Here is a 22,495-nt window from a genome sequence, read left to right as displayed (position 1 = left end):
TAGGTGGGGACTCCCAAGCTTGACGTCGACGCGATCCTCGCCGACCCGGCGATCCGCATCGTCGTCTGCTGCGGCTCCGGTGGGGTCGGCAAGACCACGACCGCGGCGGCCCTCGCGGTGCGCGCCGCCGAGCGGCACGGCCGGCGCACGGTCGTGCTCACCATCGATCCGGCCCGCCGGCTGGCGCAGGCCCTGGGCCTGACCGAGCTGGACAACACGCCCCGGATGGTCAAGGGACTGCAGCCGGACTCCGCCGAGCTCCAGGCGATGATGCTGGACATGAAGCGGACCTTCGACGAGGTCGTGCTCGAGCACACCGACCCGAAGCGGGCCGAGGAGATCTTCACCAACCCCTTCTACCAGGCCATGAGCTCGACGTTCTCCGGCACGCAGGAATACATGGCGATGGAGAAGCTCGGCCAGCTGCGGGCCCGCGAGGAGTGGGACCTGATCGTGGTCGACACGCCGCCGTCCCGCTCCGCGCTGGACTTCCTGGACGCGCCGGCCCGGCTGTCGCGCTTCCTCGACGGCAAGATGCTGCGGCTGCTGCTGGCCCCGGCCAGGGCCGGCGGGCGCAGCGTGTTCAACCTGGTGTCGGCCTCGTTCGGGCTGTTCAGCCGCACCGTCACGAAGATCCTCGGGGCACAGCTGCTGACCGACCTGTCGGGTTTCGTCGGCGCCCTGGACTCCATGTTCGGCGGCTTCCGGGAGCGGGCCGAGCAGACCTACCGGGTGCTGCAGGCCCCGGAGACGGCGTTCCTGGTGGTGGCGGCCCCGGAGCCGGACGCGGTCCGCGAGGCGGTCTACTTCGCCGGCCGGCTCGCCGCCGACCGGATGCCCCTGGCGGGGCTGGTGCTCAACCGGGTCGTGGCCGTGCCGGCGGCGGGCCTGACGGCCGACGACGCCCGGGCCGCGGCCGGTCGCCTCGACGAGCTGGGCGGTCACCCGGCGACCGCGGAGGTGCTCCGGGTCCATGCCGAACTCGCCGACCAGCGGGACCGGCAGGCGGCAGTCTCCGGCCGGTTCCTGCGCGCCCATCCCGGTGTGCCGGTGGTGAAGATCCCGGCACAGCCCGCCGACGTCCATGACCTCGACGGGCTGCGCTCGATCGGAACCAGCTTCTAAAGTTGTCCTTGGCCCTCGTGCCGCCGGTGCCTCAGCCGGTCGGAACGAGTTCCTTGGTGGCGTCCTTGTCATTACGTTCCATGGCGGCTTCGAACATCTTGCGCCAGCTGGGCACCTGCGGGTGACGGCGCAGCAACGCACGGCGCTCGCGCTCGGTCATGCCGCCCCAGACTCCGAACTCGATCCGGTTGTCGAGGGCGTCCGCCAGGCATTCGTACCGCACGGGGCAGCTCCGGCAGATCCGCTTCGCCACGTTCTGCTCGGCACCCTGGACGAACAAAGCGTCCGGGTCGCCATTGCGACACGCGGCGATGCTGGGCCAGTCGACGACCATGCTCATATTTCCTCTTCCCCCCTTGGACTCCCCCCGGGTCCATCCGCCGTGCTTGCCCCAGCGAATAGCACCCAAACCACGTCCCCCCATGGCATTTGGATGCTGTTCGCCGGGCTACCCGGCGCGACGGCAGGGTCCCCGGCCACGGGAACCCCGAGAGGAGCTTTCCGGAACATCATGCTCTGTAGTCATCCAGTTACGCAACGTTGTTGCACCAGGTTAACCGCCACTTTGGCGATCCACCAAAGGGTGGAGCGTGGTACCGCAGCGTCACGACCGGGTGTGATTTGCCCAAAATGCCTGCACCCCCGTGATCCGTGTATCAGACTCGGCTACGGGTCAACCTCACGCCCGGTGTCACGCGTCTAGGACAACGAGGCCGCCACCATCTGGACGCGGCCTCATGACGCCGTCCCGTAGTCTGAGGAAGTGACCTGGATGCGCAAACGCGAACACGGCCTGCTGCCCAATGCAGCATCACTCCTGCTGTGTGGGCTGCTCGCGGGCTTGGTGGTCGCTGCCGCCGCATTCCCCGCGGTGGCCATGTCGGGCCTCGCCGCGAAGGCCGGCGCCGACACGTTCGAGAATCTGCCGACCGACATCGACGTGCTTCCGTCGCCGCAGATCAGCTATGTCTACGCATCCGACGGCAAGACCCTGCTGGCGATGATGTATGACGAGAACCGGCGCGACGTCCCGCTGACCGATGTCGCGGACGTCATGCGCAAGGCGATCGTCGCCGCGGAGGACAACCGCTTCTATGAGCACCGCGGTGTCGACGTGAAGGGTGTGGCCCGCGCGTTCGTGGCCAACCAGAACGCCGGCGGCCAGACCGAGCAGGGCGCCTCGACGCTGACGATGCAGTACGTGCGCCAGGCGATCTCCTACTCGGCGAAGACGCCGCAGGACGTCGTGGACGCCACCGACAAGACGCCGACGCGCAAGCTGCGCGAGATGAAGTACGCGATCGACCTGGAGAAGAAGCTCAACAAGGACCAGATCCTGGAGCGGTATCTCAACATCGCCGCGTACGGTCACGGCGCCTACGGCGTCTTCGCCGCGTCGCACGTCTACTTCGACAAGGACCCCAAGGACCTGACGCTGCCCGAGGCCGCGCTCATCGCCGGCCTGGTCAAGGCGCCCGGCACGAGCGACCCGGCGACCGCCGAGGGCCTGCCCCGCGCCCTGGACCGGCAGAAGTACGTGCTGAACCAGATGGTCGCGATGGGCTACATCAAGCAGCCGGAGGCCGACGCGGCCGCCGCCGTGAAGCTGAACATCATCGGCAAGCGCACCCCCGAGGGCTGCGAGTCGATCCAGAAGGTCGAGCTGGGCGCCGGCTTCTACTGCGACTACCTGCGCCGCTGGTGGATGGACCAGAAGATCTTCGGTGAGGACCAGTACCAGCGCGCCAACCGGCTCCGCGCCGGCGGCTACACGGTGATCTCCTCGCTCGACGTCAACACCCAGACCGCCGCCGCCAAGTACGCCCAGGACCAGCCGAACGTCGGCAAGAACGAGAAGATCCGGATCGGCAACCAGAACGCGGTCATGCTCGCCGCGGTCGAGCCGGGCACCGGGCGGGTCACCGCGATCGCGACCAACCGCACGTTCAGCAACGACAACAGCAAGAACGGGCCCAACACCAACCCTGACAAGAAGGGGCAGAAGGGCAACTACCCCAACACCACGGTGCCGATCATCACCGGTGACTCGGACATCCCCGGGTATCAGGCCGGGTCGACGTTCAAGATGTTCACCGCGGTGGCGGCGCTGGAGGCGGGCCTGCCCCTCGCGACGACGATCAACACCGAGAAGCAGTTCCAGTCGACCTTCAAGATCGAGCCTGGCAGCCCGGCGGCCTGCAACGGCCCCTGGTACTGCCCGAAGAACGCCGGCGGCCAGTCCGGTCCCTACAACATGTGGACCGCGTTCGGCAGCTCCATCAACACGTTCTTCGTGCCGCTGGAGCAGCAGGTCGGCGCGGACAAGGTCGTCGACGTGGCGAAGCGGCTCGGCATCCAGTTCAACGCGAAGGGCGACGCCGACCTGGCCGCCAACCCGAAGGGCTGGGGCGCCTTCACCCTCGGCGTCAGCGCGACCACGCCGCTGCAGCTGGCCAACGCCTACGGCACGCTCGCCGCGGACGGCCTGTACTGCGAGCCGACCCCGATCCTCGAGGTCCGCGACAACAGCGGCAAGAAGGTCGAGGGGCTCGACCCGAAGTGCAAGCAGGTCGTCGACAAGGAGGTCGCGCGCGCGGCCGTCGACATGGCCCGCTGCCCGGTCGGCGACCAGTCCGCCAGCGGCAAGTGCGCCGGCGCGACCGCGGGATACGCCCGCAAGTACGTCGGCCGCCCCCTCGCCGGCAAGTCCGGCACCACCGACTCGGAGAAGAGCGCCACGTTCGTCGCGATGACCAAGCAGCTCGCCGTCAGTGGCTTCCTCACCGACCCGGACTGGCCCGAGACGAACAAGGACATGAAGCACCCGCAGATCAACTACGCCACCCTGGGCACGCTCAAGGACGGCCTGGCGGGCAAGCCGGTGGTGCCGTTCGTCGCGCCCACCAAGGACAAGTCGATGGGCAAGCTGGTGGAGATCCCGTCCGTCAAGTGCGCGCCGGTCGACCAGGCCCGCAGCCGGATCAGCCGGGCCGGGTTCAGCGTGACGGTCTCCGGCACCCAGGTCGCCTCGGACTGCCCGGCGGGCACGGTCGCCCGGACCGAGCCGGGCGGCGCCACGGTCAAGGGCGGGCCGGTCGCGCTGATCATCAGCAAGGGCCCGGGCGCACCGGCGCCGCCGTACCTGGGCAATGACCCGGGCACCGGCGACGGCATCCGCGACGACGCGGACTGCCCGCTGCCCTGGGTCTGCTGACCCGCACCACACAACGAAAGCGGCGGCCCCGGATGTCCGGGGCGGCCGCTGTGGTCTTCGGCTGAGGGTTTCCGGTGGTCAGCCCTTCGCCAGCTGGGCGCGGACCGCGGCGGCCACCCGGCCCCCCTCGGCCCGGCCGGCGACGGCGGCCTGCGCGGCCTTCATCGCCTGCCCCATGCTCCCCATCCCGCTCAGGCCGGCCGCGGCGAGCGCGTCGCGGACGATGCCGGCGACCTCCTCGTCGGAGAGCTGGGCCGGCAGGTAACCGGCGAGCACCTCCTCCTCGGCGCGCTCCTTCGCCGCCTGGGCCTCCCGCCCGGCACCGGCGAACGCCTCGGCGGCCTCACGCCGCTTCTTCGCCTCCTTGGTGAGCACCGAGAGGATCTCCTCGTCGGACAGCTCGCGGGCGGCCTTGCCGGCGACCTCGGCGTTGCGCACCGCGGTGATCGCCATCCGCAGGGTCGAGGTCACCAACTCGTCGCGGGCCTTCATCGCCTCGCGCAAGTCGGACTCCAGACGCTCCTTCAACATGAACAAAGTCTATCTGCGGGACTTTGGTCATATTCGGTTGTAGAAGGCGGGAAGGCTCGAGTGGGAACCCCCACGGAACCTCGGGCGCAGCCAGGGGAGCTGGAAACAGCCATCCCGGTACGCTTTGCTCATGCGCTCGAAGACTGTCCGGCGACTCGCTGCCGGTACCGCCGCGGCCGGTGCTGCCGCGTTTGCCTACGCCTCGCTCGTCGAGCGCAACATGTTCACCCTGCGCAGGTTCGACGTGCCGGTGCTCGCCCCCGACGCCGAGCCGCTGCGGATCCTGCACCTCAGCGACTTCCATCTCACCCCGGGCCAGCACCGCAAGCAGCGCTGGATCGCGGAGCTCGCCGGCACCGACCCGGACCTCGTCGTCGTCACCGGCGACAACATGGCCCACGTGGACGCGGTGCCGGCCGTCGTGCGGGCGCTGACGCCGCTGCTGGACCGCCCCGGCGCCTTCGTGTTCGGCAGCAACGACTACCGCGGACCCGTGCTGAAGAACCCGTTCGGGTATTTCAACCGCGACAAGCCCTACGTGCAGGGTGCCGTCCTGCCCACCGAGGAGCTGCGCGACGTGCTCACCGGCTCCGGCTGGGCCGACCTCAACAACGCCCGCACCACGGTCAAGGCCGGCGGCCGCACGGTCGAGCTGGTCGGCGTCGACGACCCGCACGTCGGCCGCGACGACTACGACAGCGTCGCCGGCCCGGCCTCGGCCGACGTCGACGTGCGCATCGGCCTCACCCACTCCCCCGAGCCAAAGGTCCTGGACCGCATGGCCGACGACGGCTTCGACCTGCTGCTGGCCGGCCACACCCACGGCGGCCAGGTCGCGCTGCCGTTCTTCGGGGCCCTGGTCACCAACTGCGGCCTCGACCGGCGCATGGCGAAGGGGCTGCACCGCTGGCCGTTCTCCTCGGCGTTCCTGCACGTCTCCGCGGGCCTCGGCACCCACCCGACCGCGCCGGTCCGGTTCGCCTGCCCGCCGGAGGCGTCGATCCTGACCCTCGTCCCGCGATGACCGCCGCGTCTGCTCCTGCGGCGTTGGCACCACCCGCGACCGCCCGGAAGTGGCCGCGCCGGGCCGCGTACGCGGGGGTGGCCGGCGCCGCCGGGCTCGCCGTGCTGCTGCCGACCGGCACCGCGGGCGCCGGTTGGTTCCTCGCCGGGCAGGTCCTCAACGCCAACGCCATGCGGGCCTATCCGGTGCGGGTCCGCGCCCACGCCGGCAACCGGGTCACCCTGACCCGCACCCCCGACACGGCCCGCTCGATGCCGCTCGCCTTCGTGTGGCCCTCGGGTCACGCCGTCCTCGGCCCAGTCATCGCCACGGACCGCACGAGCGTGACCCGCGAGATCGCCAGCCTCACCCGCGGCACGCTGACGAGCGGGCTCAAGGGGTACACCACCGGGTATGTCTTCGAAGGCGACCCGCTGTCCGCCCGGGGCCTGCCCTTCGAGGAGGTGCTCGTCCCCGCCGAGCTCGGCGACTGCCCGGCGTGGCTCGTCCCGCCGACCAGCGGCCCCGCCGACGACACCTGGATCATCGCCGTCCACGGCCGGGGGGCGCCCCGCGGCGAGGCCCTGCGCATCCTGCCCACCCTCGCCGCGTCCGGTCACAACACCCTCGTCGTCACCTACCGCAACGACCCCGAGGCGTTCCCCAGCCCCGACGCCCGCTTCCACCTCGGCCACACCGAATGGCGCGACGTCCTGTCCGCCGTCGACTACGCCCGGGCCGCCGGCGCCCGCCAGGTCATCCTGGTCGGCTGGTCCATGGGCGGCGCCGCGATCCTCAACCTCATGCGCTCTTGGGACCACGGCGGCTTCGTCAGCGGCATCGTCCTGGACTGCCCCGTCGTCGACTGGTCCGCGACCCTGCGGATGAACGCCCGCCAGCTCAACGTGCCGCCCCTGTGGACCTGGACCGCTCTCAAGCTGATCCAGCACCGCCTCGGCGTGCGCGCCGCGGACCTCGACTACCGCGACGTCGCCCTCGACGTGCCGACCCTGCTCTACGTCGACCACGACGACCGCACCGTCGCCCCGCAGCCGACCGTCGCCCTGGCCGCGACCTCGCCGTCCATCCAGCTCGTCGAGACCCGTGAGGGCGGCCACTGCCGCAGCTGGAACCTCGATCCCGCCGCCTACGAGTCGACGGTGAGCACCTTCCTCAAGTCCCTCTGACGCCACAGGGGATGCCGAGTTGGAGCGCTGCCGGGCGTGGGCTACGATTACCCGGCACGCTCGGGGTATAGCGCAGCTTGGTAGCGCGCTTCGTTCGGGACGAAGAGGCCGTCGGTTCAAATCCGGCTACCCCGACAGCGTCCAGGGCCGGTCTTCCACACGGAAGACCGGCCCTGCTCCGTCTCTGGGACCGGTGTGAAGATTCAGTGCACGCCCGCAGTCCGAGCCCGATCGAGGTGCAGGATGTCACCATGTCGGCCGACACCGCGCTGGATGGACCTGGCTGGCGGTTGATCCGGGCCTCGTGGATCTGCGCATTCCACCTGGTCGTCGTTGCGGTGGCAGGTGCCGTGCTCTGGTCCTCGAGCTACCCGGGCTGGCACGTCTCACTGCTGGTGGTCAGCGGCTTCGCATCCGTGGTCGTCGCCTGCGGCTGGCTCGCCTTGATCCTCTACGTCGCCGGTGCCACCGGCAGGTGGCGGAGATGGTTCCTGGTCGGACCGGTCGTCGGCGGGCTGACCATGGTCCTGTTCTGCACCGGCACACCGCTGAAGCTGCGGTGGGCGGCCAACCGGGACGCGTTCGCCGCCGTCATTGCCGGACACCCGATTCCACCACCGGGCAGTGCGCAGCAGGATTTCACCGTGCCTCGCTATCTGGGCAGCTACATCATCGAAGGCGCCTCCTGGGTGCCCGGCGGCGCGATCTTCCTCGAAGATCAAGGCACCTTCCTCGACCTCGCCGGCTTCGCCTACCTGCCCGGCGGCCCAACCGCAGAACTCAACACCGGCTGGCTGGTGCGGCCGTCGTTCCACCACTTGGGCGGCGGCTGGTACACCTGGACCAACAACTCGTCGTAGCCGGCAAACGACGCTTGCCGGCCACCGGACCCGGCGGGCCGCAGGATCGCGGGACGCGACGCGGGAGACGGCGGCCGGCCACGGGACGGGCGCGTATGCGCCATCCCAGCCAGCGCGGAACGCGCGGCTGTGCGAGCGCAGCGAGCATTGGGGGTCCGGGGTGAGAATCCCCCGGCGGGACCCGCCGCGAAGCGGTGGGGCAGCGAGCTATGGCGAAGCCACCGGCGGGTAACAGGACAGCTTCAGAAGATTTTGCCGGGGTTGAGGATGTTGTCGGGGTCGAAGGCGGCCTTGATCGAGCGGTGCGCCTTCAGCCCGGTGGGGCCGATCTCGCGCGCCAGCCAGTCGCGTTTGAGCAGGCCGACCCCGTGTTCGCCGGTGGACGTGCCGCCGAGGGACAGGCCGAGGGACATGATGGCGTCGAAGACCTTCTGACCCCGGGCCAGGCTGGTGGGGTCGGAGCGGTCGATGACGATGATCGGGTGGAGGTTGCCGTCGCCGGCGTGGCCGACGGTGGCGACCACGACGCCATGGGCGGAGGCGATGCCCTCGATGCCTTCGATGAGCTCGACCAGGCGGGTGCGGGGCACCGCGACGTCGTCGACCATGATGCCGCCGCCGGCGGGGAAGAGCTGCGCGGCGAACTGCTCCATCGCGGGGTGGGCCAGGCGCCGGGCGGTGAGCAGCGCATCGGCCTCGGTGGCGTCGGTGGCGACGTGGATGTCGGCGGCCTGGGCCTGCCGGCAGAGGGCGGCGATCGCGGCGAGGTCGTCCGGTGCCCTGGTGCCGGAGTCGACGGCGGCGATGAGGAGGGCGGCGGCGGTCGTGGGCAGGCCCATGGGGCGGAACGCCTCGATGGCGCTGAGGGTGACCCGGTCGATGACCTCGAGCATGCTCGGCTGCATGCCGGCCGTGATGATCGACTCGACCGCGGCGCCCGCCGCGGGGAGCGTGTCGAAGACGGCGACGAGGGTGAGGGAGGAGGCCGGCGCGGGGCGCAGCTTGACCGTGATCTCGGTGATGACGCCGAGCGTGCCTTCGGAGCCGACGAAGAGGCTGGTCAGGTCGTAGCCGGCGACGCCCTTCGCGGTGCGGCGGCCGCAGTTGAGGACCTCGCCGCTGGCGAGGACGACCTCCAGGCCGATGACGTGGTCGCTGGTGACGCCGTACTTGACGCAGCACATGCCGCCGGCGTCGGTGGAGACGTTGCCGCCGATGGTCGACTGCTCCCAGGAGCCGGGGTCGGGCGGATAGTAGAGGCCCTTGGCGGCCACCGCGCGGCGCAGCTGGGCGTTGACGACACCGGGCTGGACGACGGCGATGCGGTTGGCCGCGTCGATGTCGACGATCTCGTTCATGGCGACCAGGGACAGCACGATCGCACCGTCGATGGCGTTGGCGCCGCCGGCCAGGCCGGAGCGGGCGCCCTGTGGGATGACGGGGACGCGGAACCGGCTCGCGGCGCGGAGCACGGCGGAGACCTGGCCGGTGGTGCGGGGGCGCACGACGACCGCGGGGGTGCCGTACGCGCAGAGGTCGGCCTCGTCGTGCTCATACGAAACCAAAAGGTCCGGGTCGGTGAGCACACCGCCCTCGTGGGGCAGCGCGGCGCGCAGCTCATGAATGAGATCCGAGTTGAGATCCATGTTTGGCAGGCTAGTAGGCGTGCTCTACATCGACACGCCGCGGTGGCCGGCGCACGGCCGCCTCTGGTCCCATCTGATCAGCGACGTCTCGGTGACAGAGCTGCACGTGTTCGCGGAGTTGCTGGGCGTGCCGCGGCGCGCGTTCGAGCGGGATCACTACGACGTGCCGGCGCATCGGGTGCAGACCGCCATCTGGCTGGGTGCGAGCCTGGTGACCGGCAAGGAGATCGTGGCGCGCCTGAAAGCTGCCGGCCTGCGCCGACCACGTCATTTGTCCGAATCAGCGCGCCCATCCAGGGCTGTGAAATAGCTGCTCAGGGGTTGTTTTCAGAGGTAACTTAGGCGACCCTTGCTTAGGTAAGGCTAAGCGAGGAGCACAAACGTGTATGTCTGCATCTGCGCCCGGGTACGGGAGTGCGAGATCCGGCGGGTCATCCGCGCCGGCGCGCACTCCGAGGACGCCGTCGGTGACGAGTGTGGCGCCGGCACCGGGTGCGGCACATGCCTCGATCGGGTGGCTGACCTGATTGAAGCCGAGGTGCCTAATGCGGTATTGCCCGCTTTGGCCTAGAAAAGCGGCTACCCTGCCCACATGCAGGGGGATGCACGAGTCATTGAATTTCTCAACGAACAGCTGACCGCCGAGCTCACGGCGATCAACCAGTACTTCCTACACGCGAAGATGCAGGAGAACTGGGGATATACGGTCCTGGCCAAATACACCCGGCACGAGTCGATCGACGAGATGAAGCACGCCGAGGTGCTGACCGACCGGATCCTGTTCCTGGAGGGTCTGCCCAACTACCAGCGGCTCTTCCCGATCCGCATCGGCGAGACCGTCCCGGAGCAGTTCAAGTGCGACATGCAGGTCGAGGTCGAGGCCGTCGACCGGCTGCACCGCGGCATCGAGTACATGCGCTCGATCGGCGACGTCACGTCCGCCAACATCTTCGAGTCGATCCTCGAGGACGAGGAGCACCACGTCGACTACCTCGAGACGCAGCTGGGTCTCATCGAGAAGCTCGGTGAGCCGCTGTACCTGCAGAACGTCACGGAGCACCCAGAAGCGTCGTGATCTCGGTCCGCAGGTTGTCGTGCGCGCGGGCGGTCCACTCCGCCCGCGCCGGCACCGCCCGGAACAGGTCCGGCTCGGCCAGGAAGGTCCCGAGGATCTGCGCCCGTCCGGCCCGGAAGGCGTCCTCGGGCACGGCGGCGTACTCCTCGCGCACCGCCGCCGCGTACCGGGCATAGTCCGCCGGCGGCGCGGCGAGAATCGCGAGATCCGCGTCCGCGAGCAGCGCGCCGTTGCGGTCGCCGGGCTCGACCGCGTGCCCCGCCGTCAGGCGCACGAGCCGGGCCACCTCGGCCACCCGGTCGGCCGGAACCCCCAACCCGGGCAGCACGGAAATCGCCAGGACCGCGCTGCGTTCCTCGTTGTCGGCCGTGTTCGGCTCGTAGATCGCGTCGTGGAACCACGCCGCCAGCCGGACCGCGAGCGGGTCGTCGGCGACCTCGGCGTGCTCGTCGATCACGCCCAGCATGACCGTCAGGTGATCGAGGGTGTGATATCGCCGGTGCGGCTCGGACCACCGCACGATCAGATCGGCCCCGATCAGAGAGTCCGCGGGAAACAGGCGCTGCCAGTCAACCAACGACACCATAGGACGACTGTAGGGCCTCGACGATGTGCTCGATGCTCACCGCCCGGCCCGCCGCCCGGTCCCGCTGATGGTCCAGCAGCAGCGGCAGGGTCACCGCGCGCAACGTCTGCGCGTCCGGTGGTTCGGCCAGCCGGTGCCTGGCCCGCAGTCCGTCCGCCGCGCCGATCAGCCGCGCCGCGTGCGCCGGGTCGTCGGCCGCGACCAGCGCCGCGACCACGTCCAGGGAGATCGCCAGGTCGAGCCGGTCGCCGACCTCGTGCCGGGTGGTGAGCGCGGTCACCAGCAGCCGCAGCGCCTCGACCCGGTCGCCTTCCAGACGGGCGGCGAGACCCAGCTGGTGCTGGGCCATCGCGGCGCCGAACGCGTCGCCGATCTGCCGGCTGAGCGTGAGGCTCTCGTCGAGCGCCTCGCGGGCCGCGGCGACGTCGCCCCGGGCGAGCATGATCTGGCCGAGGCACTCCAGGGCGAGCTGGATGCCCCGCGTGTTGCCGGCGGCGCGCTCCAGTGCCAGGCATTCGGTGGCGTACCGCTCGGCCCCGGCGATCTCGCCCTGCGACAGTGACACCTTGCTGAGGTTGCCGAGCGACGCGGCAACGCCCTGCGGCACGTCCAGCTCCCGCCAGATCGCCAGGCTGTGCCCGAAGTGCCCGGTGGCGGCCGCGTGGTCGCCGCCGCCGATCGCCGCGATCCCCATCGCGTTGTGCGCGTGGCCGACCGTCGCGCGGTCGCCGGCCGCCGTCGCCTTCTCCAGGGCCGAGGCGCCGAAGCGCAGCGCCTCCTCGTGCTCGTCCTGGGTCGCGGCGAGGATCGCGGCGGCGTGCAGCAGCCGGGCGAGGGCGCCGTCCTCCAGTCCGGGGGCGGACAGCAGTGCCGAGAGCCAGTCCCGGCCCTCGTTGATGTGGGCGCCGTTGCGCCAGTACCGCCACAGTCCCAGGCAGATCCGCGTCTTGGTGGCGACATCGGCGTGGGCGAAGGCGGCCCGGACGTTCTGGTAGTCCGTCTCGATCCGGCCGGTCCACTCGACCTGCTCCGGGCCGGACAGCCCGACCGCCGACGCCTCCGCGAACGCCGCGTAGAAGTCCGCGTGCCGGTCGAGGGGCTCGACCGCGTCGCCGAGCCGGTGCCGGGCGTAGGAGCGGATCGTCGACAGCAGGCGGTATCGCCCGTCGTCCTCGTCGCGGACCACGAGGTGCTTGTCGACGAGCGCCGACAGCCGCTTCACCAGCAGGTCCAGGTCGCCGCCGGGCAGGGTCACCGCGAGCCCCGCCGCGGCCGTCCAGCCGCCGGCGAACACCGACAGCTCCGTCAGCAGCCGCTGCTCCTCGGCGTCGAGCAGGACGAAGCTCCAGTCGATCGCCCCGCGGAGGGTCTGCTGGCGGGCCGGCAGGTCCCGCGGTCCGGCGCCGCCGAGCGAGTCGAGGTCCCGGTCGAGGTGCTCGGTGAGGTGGTTGAGCAGCTCGTCCGGGGTCCACCGGTCGATGCGGGCGGCGGCCAGCTCGATCGCGAGGGGCAGGCCGTCGAGGCGGCGGCACAGCGCCGCGACCGGCAGCGCCGTGTCGATGGTGATCTCGAAGTCGGCGTCGACGGCCCGGGCCCGCTGCTCGAACAACGTCACCGCGGGCGAGTCGGCGAGCGTCGGCACCTGGTACACCTGCTCGCCGTAGAGCGACAGCCGCTCCCGGCTGGTGACCAGCGCCCGGACCCCCGGCGCCGCCGCCAGCAGGTCACTGACCAGGGCCGCGCCGTCGTCGACGACCTGCTCGAAGTTGTCCAGCACCAGCAGCAGCTCGGCGTCGGTGAGCTGGTCCAGGACGGTGTCGAACAGGTGCTGGTCAGGCAGTTCGCTGACGTGCAGCGCCCTGGCCAGGGCGGCGGTCATCAGCTCGGCGTCGGTGCTGTCGGCGAGGGGCACGAACACGGCGCCGCCGGGGAATTCGTCGGCGAGCACGGTCGCGGCGGCCAGGGACAGCCGGGTCTTGCCGATGCCGCCCGGTCCGACCAGGGTGACCAGGCGCCCGTCCCGGACCAGGGCGGCGACCTTGGCCGTCTCCCGGTCCCTTCCGACAAGTCTGGTCATGGGTACGGGCAGCCGGCTGCGCCGTCGTCTGGCCTGCTGTGGTTTGACGGTCCAGGTGCCGTCCGCCGAGCCGATCAGCTCGCCCTGCGCCCGGAGCCGCCCGAGCTCGGCCTCGGCCCGGGCCGGCAGCCCACCGGAGCGCTCGACGAGGCGGTCGACCAGGGCGGTGCTGGGTTCGCCGGCGAGCGCGATGCGCAGCCAGATCCGCAGCGTCGCCGGGGACCAGGGGGTCAGCTCGACGACGGCTTCCCGCAGGCCCGTGCGGCGCGGGTCGTCGTCGTGCACGCTCGTGGTGGCGTAGACGATCGCGGCGGCGTCACCCAGCTCCGGCAGCGGGTCGCCGACGTCGACGAGGAGGATGCAGCCGGGCGCGCGGTCTGCCGCCAGTACCGCCGGAAAACCGCGCAACCGGGCGATCTGTGCGACCTCACGGAGGAACCGCGTGTGCCCGGCACCGGGCGGCCCGACGATCCGCAGGGCGGCGTGGCCGCCGGCGGCGACCCGGGTGAGGAACTCCTGCGTGGCGCTCAACGCCGCGTCCCGCTCCCAGAGGCGGGAGGATCCGGCGGCGGCGGACGCCTCGACGTCGTCGCCGACCGCCTGCCCGCGCCCGCGGCGCTTGGCGAGGTAGTTGCGCCGGTCCGCGGCCGCGATCAGGGTCTCGCCGTCCGTGCCGTCGACGGGGCTGGTGGCCACGCCGAGGCTGATCGACAGGTGCAGCGGCGGGGTCCCGGCGAACTCCCTGGCCCGGATCTCGTCCGTCAGTCGGATCGCGAGGCGCAGCGCCTCGTCGGCGCCGGTGTTCGGCAGCAGCAGCACGAACTCGTCGCCGCCGTAGCGGAACAGCACGTCGTCGGTGCGGATGAGCTCGGCGATGCGGTCGGCGAGCTGGCGCAGCAGCAGGTCGCCGCGGAGGTGGCCGAAGGCGTCGTTGACCGTTTTGAAGTGGTCGACGTCGAACAGCAGCAGGCTGCACCCCGCGACGTCGTGCAGAGCGACGTCCAGAGCGGCACGCGAATGAGCACCGGTGACTGGATCCATCGTCACCGGTGCCGGACCGCCCTGCACGTTCATTGTCAAACTGATCGGCCTACCGAGGTCGCCGATGAGGTGTTCAGCGGGTTTTGGCCGTCCGGTGTCCACCCGGTGGCCATTCGTCGCCACCGAAGGTGCCGTTGCGTCGCCGGGGCGTGACTATCTGTAAACGGTCCTGCATGTTTGGTGAGCCGGTACCGATCGGGCCGGACCCCAGGAAGGAGCACTGGTGGCAGCTCACAGGACTGTCGTCGCAGGTGCCGTAGCGCTCGGTCTCATAGCGCCAGTTGTTGCAGGATCGGCGGTTTCAGCACCGACGGTTGCCTACGCACACGATCAGGGTTCCCGGCTGTGGCACGCCGACGCCTGGTCCAACGCGGGCGGCTCCGGCCTCACCGCCACGAACCTCGGCAACGCCTACTCCTCACAGGTCGGCGGCGGCGACGGCGGCGGGGTCGGCGTCGCGCTCATCGACACCGGCGTCGTCAACGTGTCCGGCCTGCCCGCGGCGCAGATCGTCAACGGCCCGGACCTCTCGTTCGAGTCCCAGTCGGCCAACCTGCGCTACCTCGACACGTTCGGCCACGGCACGCATCTCGCCGGCATCATCGTCGGCAACGACACCGCCACCGGCTTCTGCGGCATCGCCCCCAAGGCGAAGCTGACCTCGATCAAGGTCGGCGCGTCCGGCGGCGCCGTGGACGTCTCGCAGGTGATCGCCGGCATCGACTGGGTCGTCCAGCACCGCAACGACGACAAGGCCAGCCCGATCCGGATCATCACCCTGGCCTACGGTACTGACAGCACCCAGTCCACCTTCTACGACCCGCTGAACTACGCGGTCGAGAACGCCTGGCGCAACGGCATCGTCGTCGTCGCCGCGGGCGGCAACACCGGCACCGTCGCCACGCTCACCAACCCGGCCAACGACCCGTCCGTGCTGTCCGTCGGCTCCGCCGCGGTGAACAACACCGTCACCAACACCGACGACACCGCGTCGACGTTCAACTCCCGCGGCACCACGCGCAACCTGGACCTGCTCGCACCCGGCGAGCAGATCGTGTCGCTGCGCGACCCGGGCTCCTACCTCGACCAGAACTACCCCGGGGCCCGTGTCGGCGACAAGTTCTTCCGCGGCAGCGGCAGCTCCCAGGCCGCGGCGGTGGTCTCGGGTGGCCTGGCCCTGCTCCTGCAGAAGCGCCCCACCCTCACCCCCGACCAGGTCAAGGCCCTGCTGAAGAGCACCGCGACGCCCCTGGCCGGCGGCGTCGGCGAGCTCAACCTCGCCGCGGCGGTGAAGGCCGCCACCCCGACCACCGTCCAGGGCGCCGGCACGTCGGCGGGCGTCGGCTCGCTCGAGTCCGCCCGCGGCAGCAACCACGTCGTGCACGACAACCAGCAGCTCGTCGGCGAGTTCGACATCTTCGGCGGGTTCAACCCGGCGGTCTGGGCGCAGGAGACGCGCAACGGCACGGCGTGGAACGGCGGCGTCTGGATGGGCCGCCGGATGGCCGGCGACGCCTGGACCGGCACCTCGTGGGCGTCGAAGACGTGGGCGTCGGCGGCCTGGTCCGGGGAGAGCTGGGCCGACGAGGCCTGGTACGACGACACCTGGTCCGGGCACTACTGGTCCGGGGGGGCCTGGTCCGGGCACTACTGGAGCGGGCACTACTGGAGCTCCAGCACCTGGTCCGCGAAGAAGTGGAAGTAGGTTTCCGTTCGTTTTGTCAGTCGGCCGCACCGTCACGCGATGGCGGTGCGGTCCGATTGGAAGCCGCGCACGTCCGGCACGCCGAGCCGGGCGGCGTCGGCGGTCAGGTCGTCCGGCATGCGCTGCGACTCCTGCTCCGCCGCCACCCGGGCCAGGTAGTGCTCGATCTCCCGGGCCCTGGTCGCCGCGTCCCAGCCCAGCACCGCTCCCATGACCGCCGCCGTCTCGGCGGCCGAGGCGGCGCCGCGGTGGTCGGTCTCGAACGAGATCCGGGTCCGGCGGGTCAGCACGTCCTCCAGGTGCAGGGCACCCTCGGCGAGGGCGGCGTAGGCCACCTCCGCTGCCAGGTACTCGGGGGCACCCGGCAACGGCCGGCGCAGCGCGGGGTCCAGGGACAGCACGTCGAAGGCGAGTGAGCCGTACCGCTCCAGCAGGTGCTCCAGGACGCCGACCGAGATCCCGTGCCGGCGGGCCAGGTCGGCGCGGTTGGTCCACAGCGAGTGGTAGCCGTCGGCGCCGAGCAGCGGCAGGTCGGCGGTGCGCGAGGCGGGCACCAGGCCACCGTGCCGGCGCAGGCCGCCCAGGCGGTGCGCGACCCGGTCGATGACGTCGGCCGCCATCACCCGGTAGGTGGTGTACTTGCCGCCCGCGATCAGCATGAGCCCGAGCATCGGTTCGACGACGGCGTGGGTGCGGGACAGCGCCGAGGTCTGCTCGTCGCGGCTGTGCGGCTGCCGCTGGCGGGCCTCGCGGGACAGCAGCGGGCGCAGGCCGGCGTAGACGCCTTCGATGTCGTCGGTGGACAGCGGCCGGTCCAGCACCTCGTTGACCTGCCCCAGCAGGTAGGAGATGTCGGTCGCCGACGCCGCCGGGTGCCCGCGGTCCAGGTGCCAGTCGGTGTCGGTGGTGCCGATGATCCAGTGCCCGCCCCACGGGATGACGAACAGGACGGAGGTCTGGGTGCGCAGGATCAGCCCGGCCTCGCCGGTGATCGCGGAACGCGGCACCACCAGGTGGACGCCCTTGCTGGCGCGCACCTGCATCCCCGCCGACTCGCGGGGGCCGCCGTTGGACAGCAGGCCGGCGATGTCGTCCATCCACACCCCGGTGGCGGCGACGACCGTGCGGGCGTGGACCTCGAACTCCTCCCGGGACTCCAGGTCGCGGACCCGCACCCCGGTGACCTCCCGCGCGTCGCGGAGCAGGCCGACCGCGCGGGCGCTGGGCACGATCGCCGCGCCGAGGCTGGCGGCGGTGCGGGCGAGGGTCGCGACCAGCCGGGCGTCGTCGACCTGGCCGTCGAAGTACTGGATGGCGCCGCTGATCGCGTCCTCGCGCAGCGACGGGAAGCGCCGGTGGGTCTCGGCGCGGGACAGGTGCCGGTGCAGCGGCATCCCGCGCGGCGCGGACCCGCGCAGCTGGGCGGCGGTGGCGAACGCGTCGTAGAGCCCGACGCCGGCGCCGTAATAGGCCCGCTGCCAGACGCGGTGGACGGCGCCGGTCAGGCCACGGTGGGCGGGCAGCGGCACGAGGATCGGCACCGGCCGGACCAGGTGCGGGGCGAGCCGGGTGGCGAGCAGGCCGCGCTCCTGGAGCGCCTCGGCGACCAGGCCGAACTCGAGCTGCTCCAGGTATCGCAGCCCGCCGTGGATCAGCTTCGAGGACCGGCTGGAGGTCCCCGAGGCCAGGTCACGGGCCTCGACGAGGGCGACGGACAGTCCGCGGGACGCGGCGTCCAGCGCCGCTCCGGCGCCGGTGACACCGCCGCCGATGATCAGGACGTCGAAACGCTCGCGGCGCAGCCTGGCGACGTCCTGCGCCCGGCGACCGGGCGACAGGCGGCTGGCCTCGAATCGGGACGTGGAGGGTTCACGGCGCACCTCACTACGGTAGCCGCGCCTGTCATTGGGCATCACATCATCGTGTCCATCACCGAACGTATCGTCAGCGCGCCCGCCGACCGGGTCTTCGCCGTCCTCGCCGACGGATGGACGTACAGCGACTGGGTCGTCGGCACCGCGCACGTCCGCGACGTCGACCCGTCCTGGCCGTCGCCCGGTTCGCGGCTGCATCACAAGGCCGGCCCGTGGCCTATGTCGATCAAGGACCGCAGCGAGTCGCTGGAGTGCGAGCCGGACCGGATGCTGCTGCTCAAGGTGCAGCTGTGGCCGCTCGGCGCCGGGGAGGTGCGCCTCACGCTCGACCCGCTGGACGACCAGGCGACCCGGGTGAGCATGCAGGAGCAGTTCACCGACGGGCCGCTGATCGGGGTGCGCAACAAGGTCGGCGACATCCTGCTGCACTACCGCAACACCGAGGCCCTGGCCCGGCTCGCCGACCTTGCGGAGCGGCGGGCCTAGCCTCTGTAGACGGCGTTCATCGCCTTTCCGACACCGGCGGCGTAGACCTCGCCGAGCAGCGGGCGGTGCCGGGCCAGCGCGGCGCGGGCCGCGTTCGCGCCGGCGGCGCCGTGCACCCCGCCGCCCGGGTGCGCGCTGGAACTCGCCAGGAACAGCCGGTCGACCGGCGTGTCGGCGCGCCCGAGGCCGGTCACGGGCCGCCAGATGAGCTGCTGGTACGCCGCCGCCGTGCCCCCGTTGATCGCCCCGTCGACCAGGCTCGGGTTCTTCGCGACCAGCTCGGCGGGCCCGCTGACGTGCCGGGCGAGCACCAGGTCGGCGAAGCCCGGGGCGTGCCGGCGCATCGCGTCCTCGACCCGTTCGACCTGCGTGCGGACCATCTCCGCGTCGACCTCGCCGGGCTTCGCGGGGCGCGGCAGGTGTGTGTAGGCCCACAGCGTCTCCGTCCCGGCCGGTGACCGGGTCGGATCGGCCGTGGTCATCTGCCCGACGAGCAGGAACGGGTCCTCCGGCGCCCGGCCGACGGCCAGGTCGGCGGCGTAGCGCTGCGGGTCGGCGCCAAGGTGGATCGTCCCGGCACCGGCGACGTCGGACGACAGCCACGGCGCCGGCCTGGACAGCGCCCAGTCGATCTTCAGCGTGGCGTTGTCCCAGCGGAACCCCTCCAGGTCACGCAACAGCCGGGCGGGCAGGTGATCTTTCAAGATCAAGGTTTGGTACAGGGTGGGCGCCGGCACATCGGCCAGGACCGCCCTCCGGGCGCGGACGAACCGGCCGTCGGCGCACCGGACGCCCAGGGCACGCCCGCCGGCGACGATCACCCGCTCGACCATCGCGCCGGTGCGGACGGTGCCCCTCGACCCGAGCCGCCGGACCAGGGCGTCGGTGATCTGCTGCGCGCCGCCGACCGGCACGGGGAAGCCGTGCTGCTGGCCGAGCATCGCGAGCAGCCAGCCGAACCCACCGCTCGCCGCGTCGTCCGGGGCCAGGTCGGTGTGCAGGGCCAGGCCGGTGAGCAGCAGCCGGGCGCCGTCGCCCTGGAAGAGCTCCTCGCCCAGGACCCCGGCCGGGACCAGGAACCTGCGGCCGAGCCGCAACGCGTCGCCGAGCCCCGCCCGCGCGGCCAGCTTCACGCCCGCCCGGATCGGGGGAAACGGGGTGAGCAGCGAATCGAGCAGGTCGGCGGAGAGTCGGTGCCATTGGGCGTACACCTCCCGCCAACGCTGACCGTCACCCGGCGCGAACCGCTCGAGCGACTCCGCGGTGAGGTCCAGTTCACGGCTGAGCACGGCGGACCGCCCGTCCGGGAACAGGTGCGCGACGACCTCGGGCGCGTGCGTCCACCGCAGTCCGTGCGCCTCCAGGTCGAGCGCCCGCAGTGGCGGCGAGCCGGCGCTGAGCGGATAGAACGCGCTGCACAGGTCGCTGAGGAACCCCGGTGCGGTGATCTCCGCCGAGCGGACCGCGCCGCCCAGGTGCTCGGTGCCCTCCAGGACGGCGACGTCCCAGCCCGCGTCGGCGAGCATGTTGGCGGCGACCAGACCGTTGTGCCCGGCACCGATGACCACCGCGTCCACCGTCTCCGTCATGCCCCTCAGTCTGCCCTGCCGGCGCATCCGGGGTTTGTTTGGCGGCGCATCCGGGGTTTGTTTGGCGGCGCATCCGGAACCGCTCGCCGACTCATCCGAAACTGTCAGAGGCGGGTCGTAGAGTGCGGCCATGGCTCGATCACGAGGGTTGGCGCTGGCATTGACCATCGTCCTCGGTCTGTGGGCGGTGGCGGTCACCGTCGCGGTCCACGGCGGGGGCTGGCTGGTCGGTCAGGGCCTGGTGGCGCTCGGATCGGGCCTGCCCCGATGGTTCTGGCCGGTGGCGGGCTGGCTGGTCGCGGTCCTCGTCGCCGGGCCGGCGCTGCTGCTCGCGCGGCTGTCCCCGCTGCCGTTCGCCCGGACCGCCGGCCTGCAGTGGGCGATCACCGCCCTGCTCGGCGGCCTGCTCGGCACGCTCCGCCTGATCCCCGACACCTATCACGAGGTCTACCTGGCGGCGCTCGCCGTGACCGCCGCGATCGCCGCGTCCGTGTGGCGCGCCGTCCGCGGGCGGGCCGAGCGGTCCGACGGCTGGCTGCTGTGGCTGTCCCTGGCGATCGGGCTGGTCGCGCTGCTGCCGTGGCTGTGGGTCGGCGCGTTCGGCGGTCTGGTGGAGACGCTCGTCGCCCCGTTCGCCGCGCTGGCGGTCGCCTGGCTCGCGGCCCGCCCGGTCTCGGCGCTCGCCGCGCTCGGCGGCCCGCTGCGCAACACGTGGGCCGGCACCGCGGTCGGCGGCCTGACCGCGGGCGTCGGCCTGGTCACCTTCGTCGCCGGCGTCGGCGAGCCCGCGGTGCAGTTGCTCGCGCTGGTGGCGGTCCCGCCGCTGGCATTCGCGGTGGCCGCGCTGGCGCGCCGGGGCCGCCCGGCGGTCCCGGCCCTGCTGGCGCCCGCCCTGTTCGGCCCGCTCGCCCTGGTCGACCCGGACGAGACGACGCTGCTGCTGGGCTTCCACGACGTCGCGTTCTGGGCGCTGATCGGCGCCCTGGCCGGCCTGGTCCTGGCGCTGCTGGCGGCGACCGCCGTCGTGCCGGCGACCGGCCGGGACCCGTGGCGGCCCCGCTTCGCCGCGCTCACCGCGGCCGTCGTCGCGGCCGGCGGCGCGATCGTCTACACGGCCCTCGGCCAGCCGGGCCTCCACGGCGAGCACCTCTTCGTGATCATGAAGGAGCAGGCCGACCTGAGCGGCCTGCGCGACGAGCCCGACCGCACCACCCGCATCCGGCTGACCTATGAGCGGCTGGTCGGCACCGCCGAGCGCTCCCAGGCCTCCCTGCGCGGCGCGCTGCGCGCCAAGGACCTCAAGTTCACACCGTTCTACCTGGTCAACGGCATCGAGGTGAACGCCGGCCCGCTCGCCCGCCAGTGGCTGGAGGGCCGCGCCGACGTCGACCGGGTCCTGCTCAACCCGGTCCTGCGCCCGCTGCCCGTCACGCCGGGACCGGAGGAGGAGGGCACGTTGCCGGCCCCCACCGCCCCGCCGTGGAACCTGACGCTCATCAAGGCCGACCAGGTCTGGTCCCAGTTCACGACCGGCCGCGGCATCGTCGTCGGCAGCTCCGACTCCGGCGTCGACGGCACCCACCCCGCGCTGCAGGCCACGTTCCGCGGCGCCGACGACTCCTGGCTCGACCCGCTCGACCACACCAGCGTCCCAGTGGACCCCAACGGCCACGGCACCCACACCCTCGCCACCGCGGTCGGCGCGGGCGTCGGCGTCGCGCCCGGCGCGCTGTGGGTGGCCTGCGCCAACCTCCCCCGCAACCTGGGCAGCATGGCCAACTACGTGAGCTGCCTGCAGTTCATGCTCGCCCCCTATCCCGCCGGCACCGACCCCATGCACGCCGGCCGCCCCGACCGCGCCCCGCAGGTCCTCACCAACTCGTGGGGCTGCCCGGCCGTCGAGGGCTGCGACACCCGGTCCCTGCAGCAGGCCGTCGACGTCTTCGCCGCCGCCGGCATCTTCTTCGTCGCCGCCGCCGGCAACACCGGCCCGGACTGCGCCACCGTCACCGACCCCCCGGCCAACTACCCCGCCACCTTCACCATCGGCGCCGTGACCAGGACCTCGAAGGTCGCCTCCTTCTCCAGCCGCGGCCCCGCCCCCGGCAACGTGCCCAAGCCCGACCTCATGGCCCCCGGCTCCGCCATCGTCTCCGCCCTGCCCGGCGGCGGCTACGGCGCCCTGAGCGGCACCTCCATGGCCACTCCCCACGTCGCGGGCGTCGTCGCCCTCATGTGGGCCGCCAACCCCGCTCTCATCGGCCACATCGAGCAGACCCGCCAACTCCTGCTCCGCACCACCCAGCCGGTCGACGCCTCCGGCTCCCCCTGCGGCCCCACAGACACCGCGGGCGCCGGCCTCGTCGACGCCTTGGCCGCCGTCACAGCCGCCACCGCCGTCGCCACCAAGCCGGCCTCCTGACCCCAGCCACTTCACCGCCACCCAGCAGCCGGCGCCGTCCCGATCCAGTGACTGCGCGACCTCCCAGGCCCAGC

The 22,495-nt window shown here is 71.9% G+C and carries 18 protein-coding genes and 1 tRNA gene; 12 read left to right on the top strand and 7 right to left on the bottom strand.

What is annotated here, in order from left to right; all coding sequences use genetic code 11:
- The first annotated feature begins 3 nt into the window (after positions 1 to 3).
- On the top strand, positions 4 to 1,125 hold the full coding sequence (gene bagB / locus ACFPIJ_RS05270) for an ArsA family ATPase (protein ID WP_380113466.1): 1,122 nt from the start codon (positions 4 to 6) through the stop codon (positions 1,123 to 1,125).
- A 31-nt stretch (positions 1,126 to 1,156) separates the two neighbouring features.
- Here bagB and ACFPIJ_RS05265 read toward each other — a convergent pair whose 3' ends face one another.
- On the bottom strand, positions 1,157 to 1,465 hold the full coding sequence (locus ACFPIJ_RS05265; RefSeq protein WP_380113465.1) for a WhiB family transcriptional regulator: 309 nt from the start codon (positions 1,463 to 1,465) through the stop codon (positions 1,157 to 1,159).
- Positions 1,466 to 1,897: 432 nt separating this feature from the next.
- Between ACFPIJ_RS05265 and ACFPIJ_RS05260 the strand changes: the two genes are divergently transcribed.
- Positions 1,898 to 4,339, top strand: a complete 2,442-nt coding sequence (locus tag ACFPIJ_RS05260; RefSeq protein ID WP_380113464.1) for a transglycosylase domain-containing protein — start codon at positions 1,898 to 1,900, stop codon at positions 4,337 to 4,339.
- 78 nt (positions 4,340 to 4,417) lie between these two features.
- Here ACFPIJ_RS05260 and ACFPIJ_RS05255 read toward each other — a convergent pair whose 3' ends face one another.
- Positions 4,418 to 4,876: a GatB/YqeY domain-containing protein gene (locus ACFPIJ_RS05255; RefSeq protein ID WP_380113463.1), complete on the bottom strand. Its 459-nt coding sequence runs from the start codon at positions 4,874 to 4,876 to the stop codon at positions 4,418 to 4,420.
- Positions 4,877 to 5,000: 124 nt separating this feature from the next.
- On the opposite strand from ACFPIJ_RS05255, the gene ACFPIJ_RS05250 reads away from it, so the two are divergent.
- The 4 genes from ACFPIJ_RS05250 (at position 5,001) to ACFPIJ_RS05235 (ending at position 7,920) form a co-directional block, all read left to right on the top strand.
- Positions 5,001 to 5,894 (top strand): metallophosphoesterase, encoded by an 894-nt coding sequence (locus ACFPIJ_RS05250; protein WP_380113461.1) that lies wholly within the window; start codon positions 5,001 to 5,003, stop codon positions 5,892 to 5,894.
- Positions 5,891 to 7,060: an alpha/beta hydrolase family protein gene (locus tag ACFPIJ_RS05245; protein ID WP_380113460.1), complete on the top strand. Its 1,170-nt coding sequence runs from the start codon at positions 5,891 to 5,893 to the stop codon at positions 7,058 to 7,060. The genes ACFPIJ_RS05250 and ACFPIJ_RS05245 overlap by 4 nt, the downstream gene beginning before the upstream one ends.
- A gap of 61 nt (positions 7,061 to 7,121) precedes the next feature.
- A tRNA-Pro gene (locus ACFPIJ_RS05240) sits at positions 7,122 to 7,195 on the top strand.
- Positions 7,196 to 7,311: 116 nt separating this feature from the next.
- Positions 7,312 to 7,920 carry a hypothetical protein gene (locus tag ACFPIJ_RS05235; protein ID WP_380113459.1) on the top strand — a complete coding sequence of 203 codons (609 nt, stop codon included), beginning with the start codon at positions 7,312 to 7,314 and terminating at the stop codon, positions 7,918 to 7,920.
- Positions 7,921 to 8,162: 242 nt separating this feature from the next.
- Here ACFPIJ_RS05235 and ACFPIJ_RS05230 read toward each other — a convergent pair whose 3' ends face one another.
- On the bottom strand, positions 8,163 to 9,566 hold the full coding sequence (locus ACFPIJ_RS05230) for an FAD-binding oxidoreductase (RefSeq protein WP_380113458.1): 1,404 nt from the start codon (positions 9,564 to 9,566) through the stop codon (positions 8,163 to 8,165).
- A 19-nt stretch (positions 9,567 to 9,585) separates the two neighbouring features.
- Between ACFPIJ_RS05230 and ACFPIJ_RS05225 the strand changes: the two genes are divergently transcribed.
- The 3 genes from ACFPIJ_RS05225 to bfr all read left to right on the top strand — a co-directional run bounded on the left by ACFPIJ_RS05225 (position 9,586) and on the right by bfr (position 10,641).
- Positions 9,586 to 9,876, top strand: coding sequence for a DUF4031 domain-containing protein (locus tag ACFPIJ_RS05225; protein ID WP_380113457.1), 291 nt, complete (start codon positions 9,586 to 9,588; stop codon positions 9,874 to 9,876).
- A 72-nt stretch (positions 9,877 to 9,948) separates the two neighbouring features.
- Positions 9,949 to 10,137, top strand: coding sequence for a (2Fe-2S)-binding protein (locus tag ACFPIJ_RS05220; protein ID WP_380113456.1), 189 nt, complete (start codon positions 9,949 to 9,951; stop codon positions 10,135 to 10,137).
- Positions 10,138 to 10,158: 21 nt separating this feature from the next.
- On the top strand, positions 10,159 to 10,641 hold the full coding sequence (bfr, locus tag ACFPIJ_RS05215; protein WP_380113455.1) for a bacterioferritin: 483 nt from the start codon (positions 10,159 to 10,161) through the stop codon (positions 10,639 to 10,641).
- Here bfr and ACFPIJ_RS05210 read toward each other — a convergent pair.
- Both ACFPIJ_RS05210 and ACFPIJ_RS05205 read right to left on the bottom strand, forming a co-directional pair.
- Positions 10,616 to 11,227 carry an HD domain-containing protein gene (locus ACFPIJ_RS05210; protein WP_380113454.1) on the bottom strand — a complete coding sequence of 204 codons (612 nt, stop codon included), beginning with the start codon at positions 11,225 to 11,227 and terminating at the stop codon, positions 10,616 to 10,618. The genes bfr and ACFPIJ_RS05210 overlap by 26 nt on opposite strands.
- Positions 11,211 to 14,345 carry a diguanylate cyclase gene (locus ACFPIJ_RS05205; RefSeq protein ID WP_380113652.1) on the bottom strand — a complete coding sequence of 1,045 codons (3,135 nt, stop codon included), beginning with the start codon at positions 14,343 to 14,345 and terminating at the stop codon, positions 11,211 to 11,213. The genes ACFPIJ_RS05210 and ACFPIJ_RS05205 overlap by 17 nt, the downstream gene beginning before the upstream one ends.
- Positions 14,346 to 14,568: 223 nt before the next feature.
- Between ACFPIJ_RS05205 and ACFPIJ_RS05200 the strand changes: the two genes are divergently transcribed.
- Complete coding sequence (locus ACFPIJ_RS05200) at positions 14,569 to 16,050, top strand: S8 family serine peptidase (RefSeq protein WP_380113453.1); 1,482 nt, start codon at positions 14,569 to 14,571, stop codon at positions 16,048 to 16,050.
- 32 nt (positions 16,051 to 16,082) lie between these two features.
- On the opposite strand, the gene ACFPIJ_RS05195 is transcribed toward ACFPIJ_RS05200, so the two are convergent.
- Entirely contained in the window at positions 16,083 to 17,963 is a 1,881-nt protein-coding gene (locus ACFPIJ_RS05195) for a glycerol-3-phosphate dehydrogenase/oxidase (protein ID WP_380113452.1), read from the bottom strand.
- Positions 17,964 to 17,972: 9 nt separating this feature from the next.
- On the opposite strand from ACFPIJ_RS05195, the gene ACFPIJ_RS05190 reads away from it, so the two are divergent.
- A complete protein-coding gene (locus ACFPIJ_RS05190; protein WP_380113451.1) occupies positions 17,973 to 18,410 on the top strand; it encodes an SRPBCC family protein in 438 nt (145 codons plus the stop codon).
- Here ACFPIJ_RS05190 and ACFPIJ_RS05185 read toward each other — a convergent pair.
- Positions 18,407 to 19,999, bottom strand: coding sequence for a phytoene desaturase family protein (locus ACFPIJ_RS05185; RefSeq protein WP_380113450.1), 1,593 nt, complete (start codon positions 19,997 to 19,999; stop codon positions 18,407 to 18,409). The two genes, ACFPIJ_RS05190 and ACFPIJ_RS05185, sit on opposite strands and share 4 nt — an antisense overlap.
- A 130-nt stretch (positions 20,000 to 20,129) precedes the next feature.
- Between ACFPIJ_RS05185 and ACFPIJ_RS05180 the strand changes: the two genes are divergently transcribed.
- A complete protein-coding gene (locus ACFPIJ_RS05180; protein ID WP_380113449.1) occupies positions 20,130 to 22,421 on the top strand; it encodes a S8 family serine peptidase in 2,292 nt (763 codons plus the stop codon).
- Positions 22,422 to 22,495 lie beyond the last annotated feature (74 nt).

It is taken from the genome of Dactylosporangium cerinum (assembly GCF_042653625.1).
Classification (GTDB): domain Bacteria; phylum Actinomycetota; class Actinomycetes; order Mycobacteriales; family Micromonosporaceae; genus Dactylosporangium; species Dactylosporangium cerinum.
This window is presented reverse-complemented; position numbering and strand designations above follow the sequence as displayed.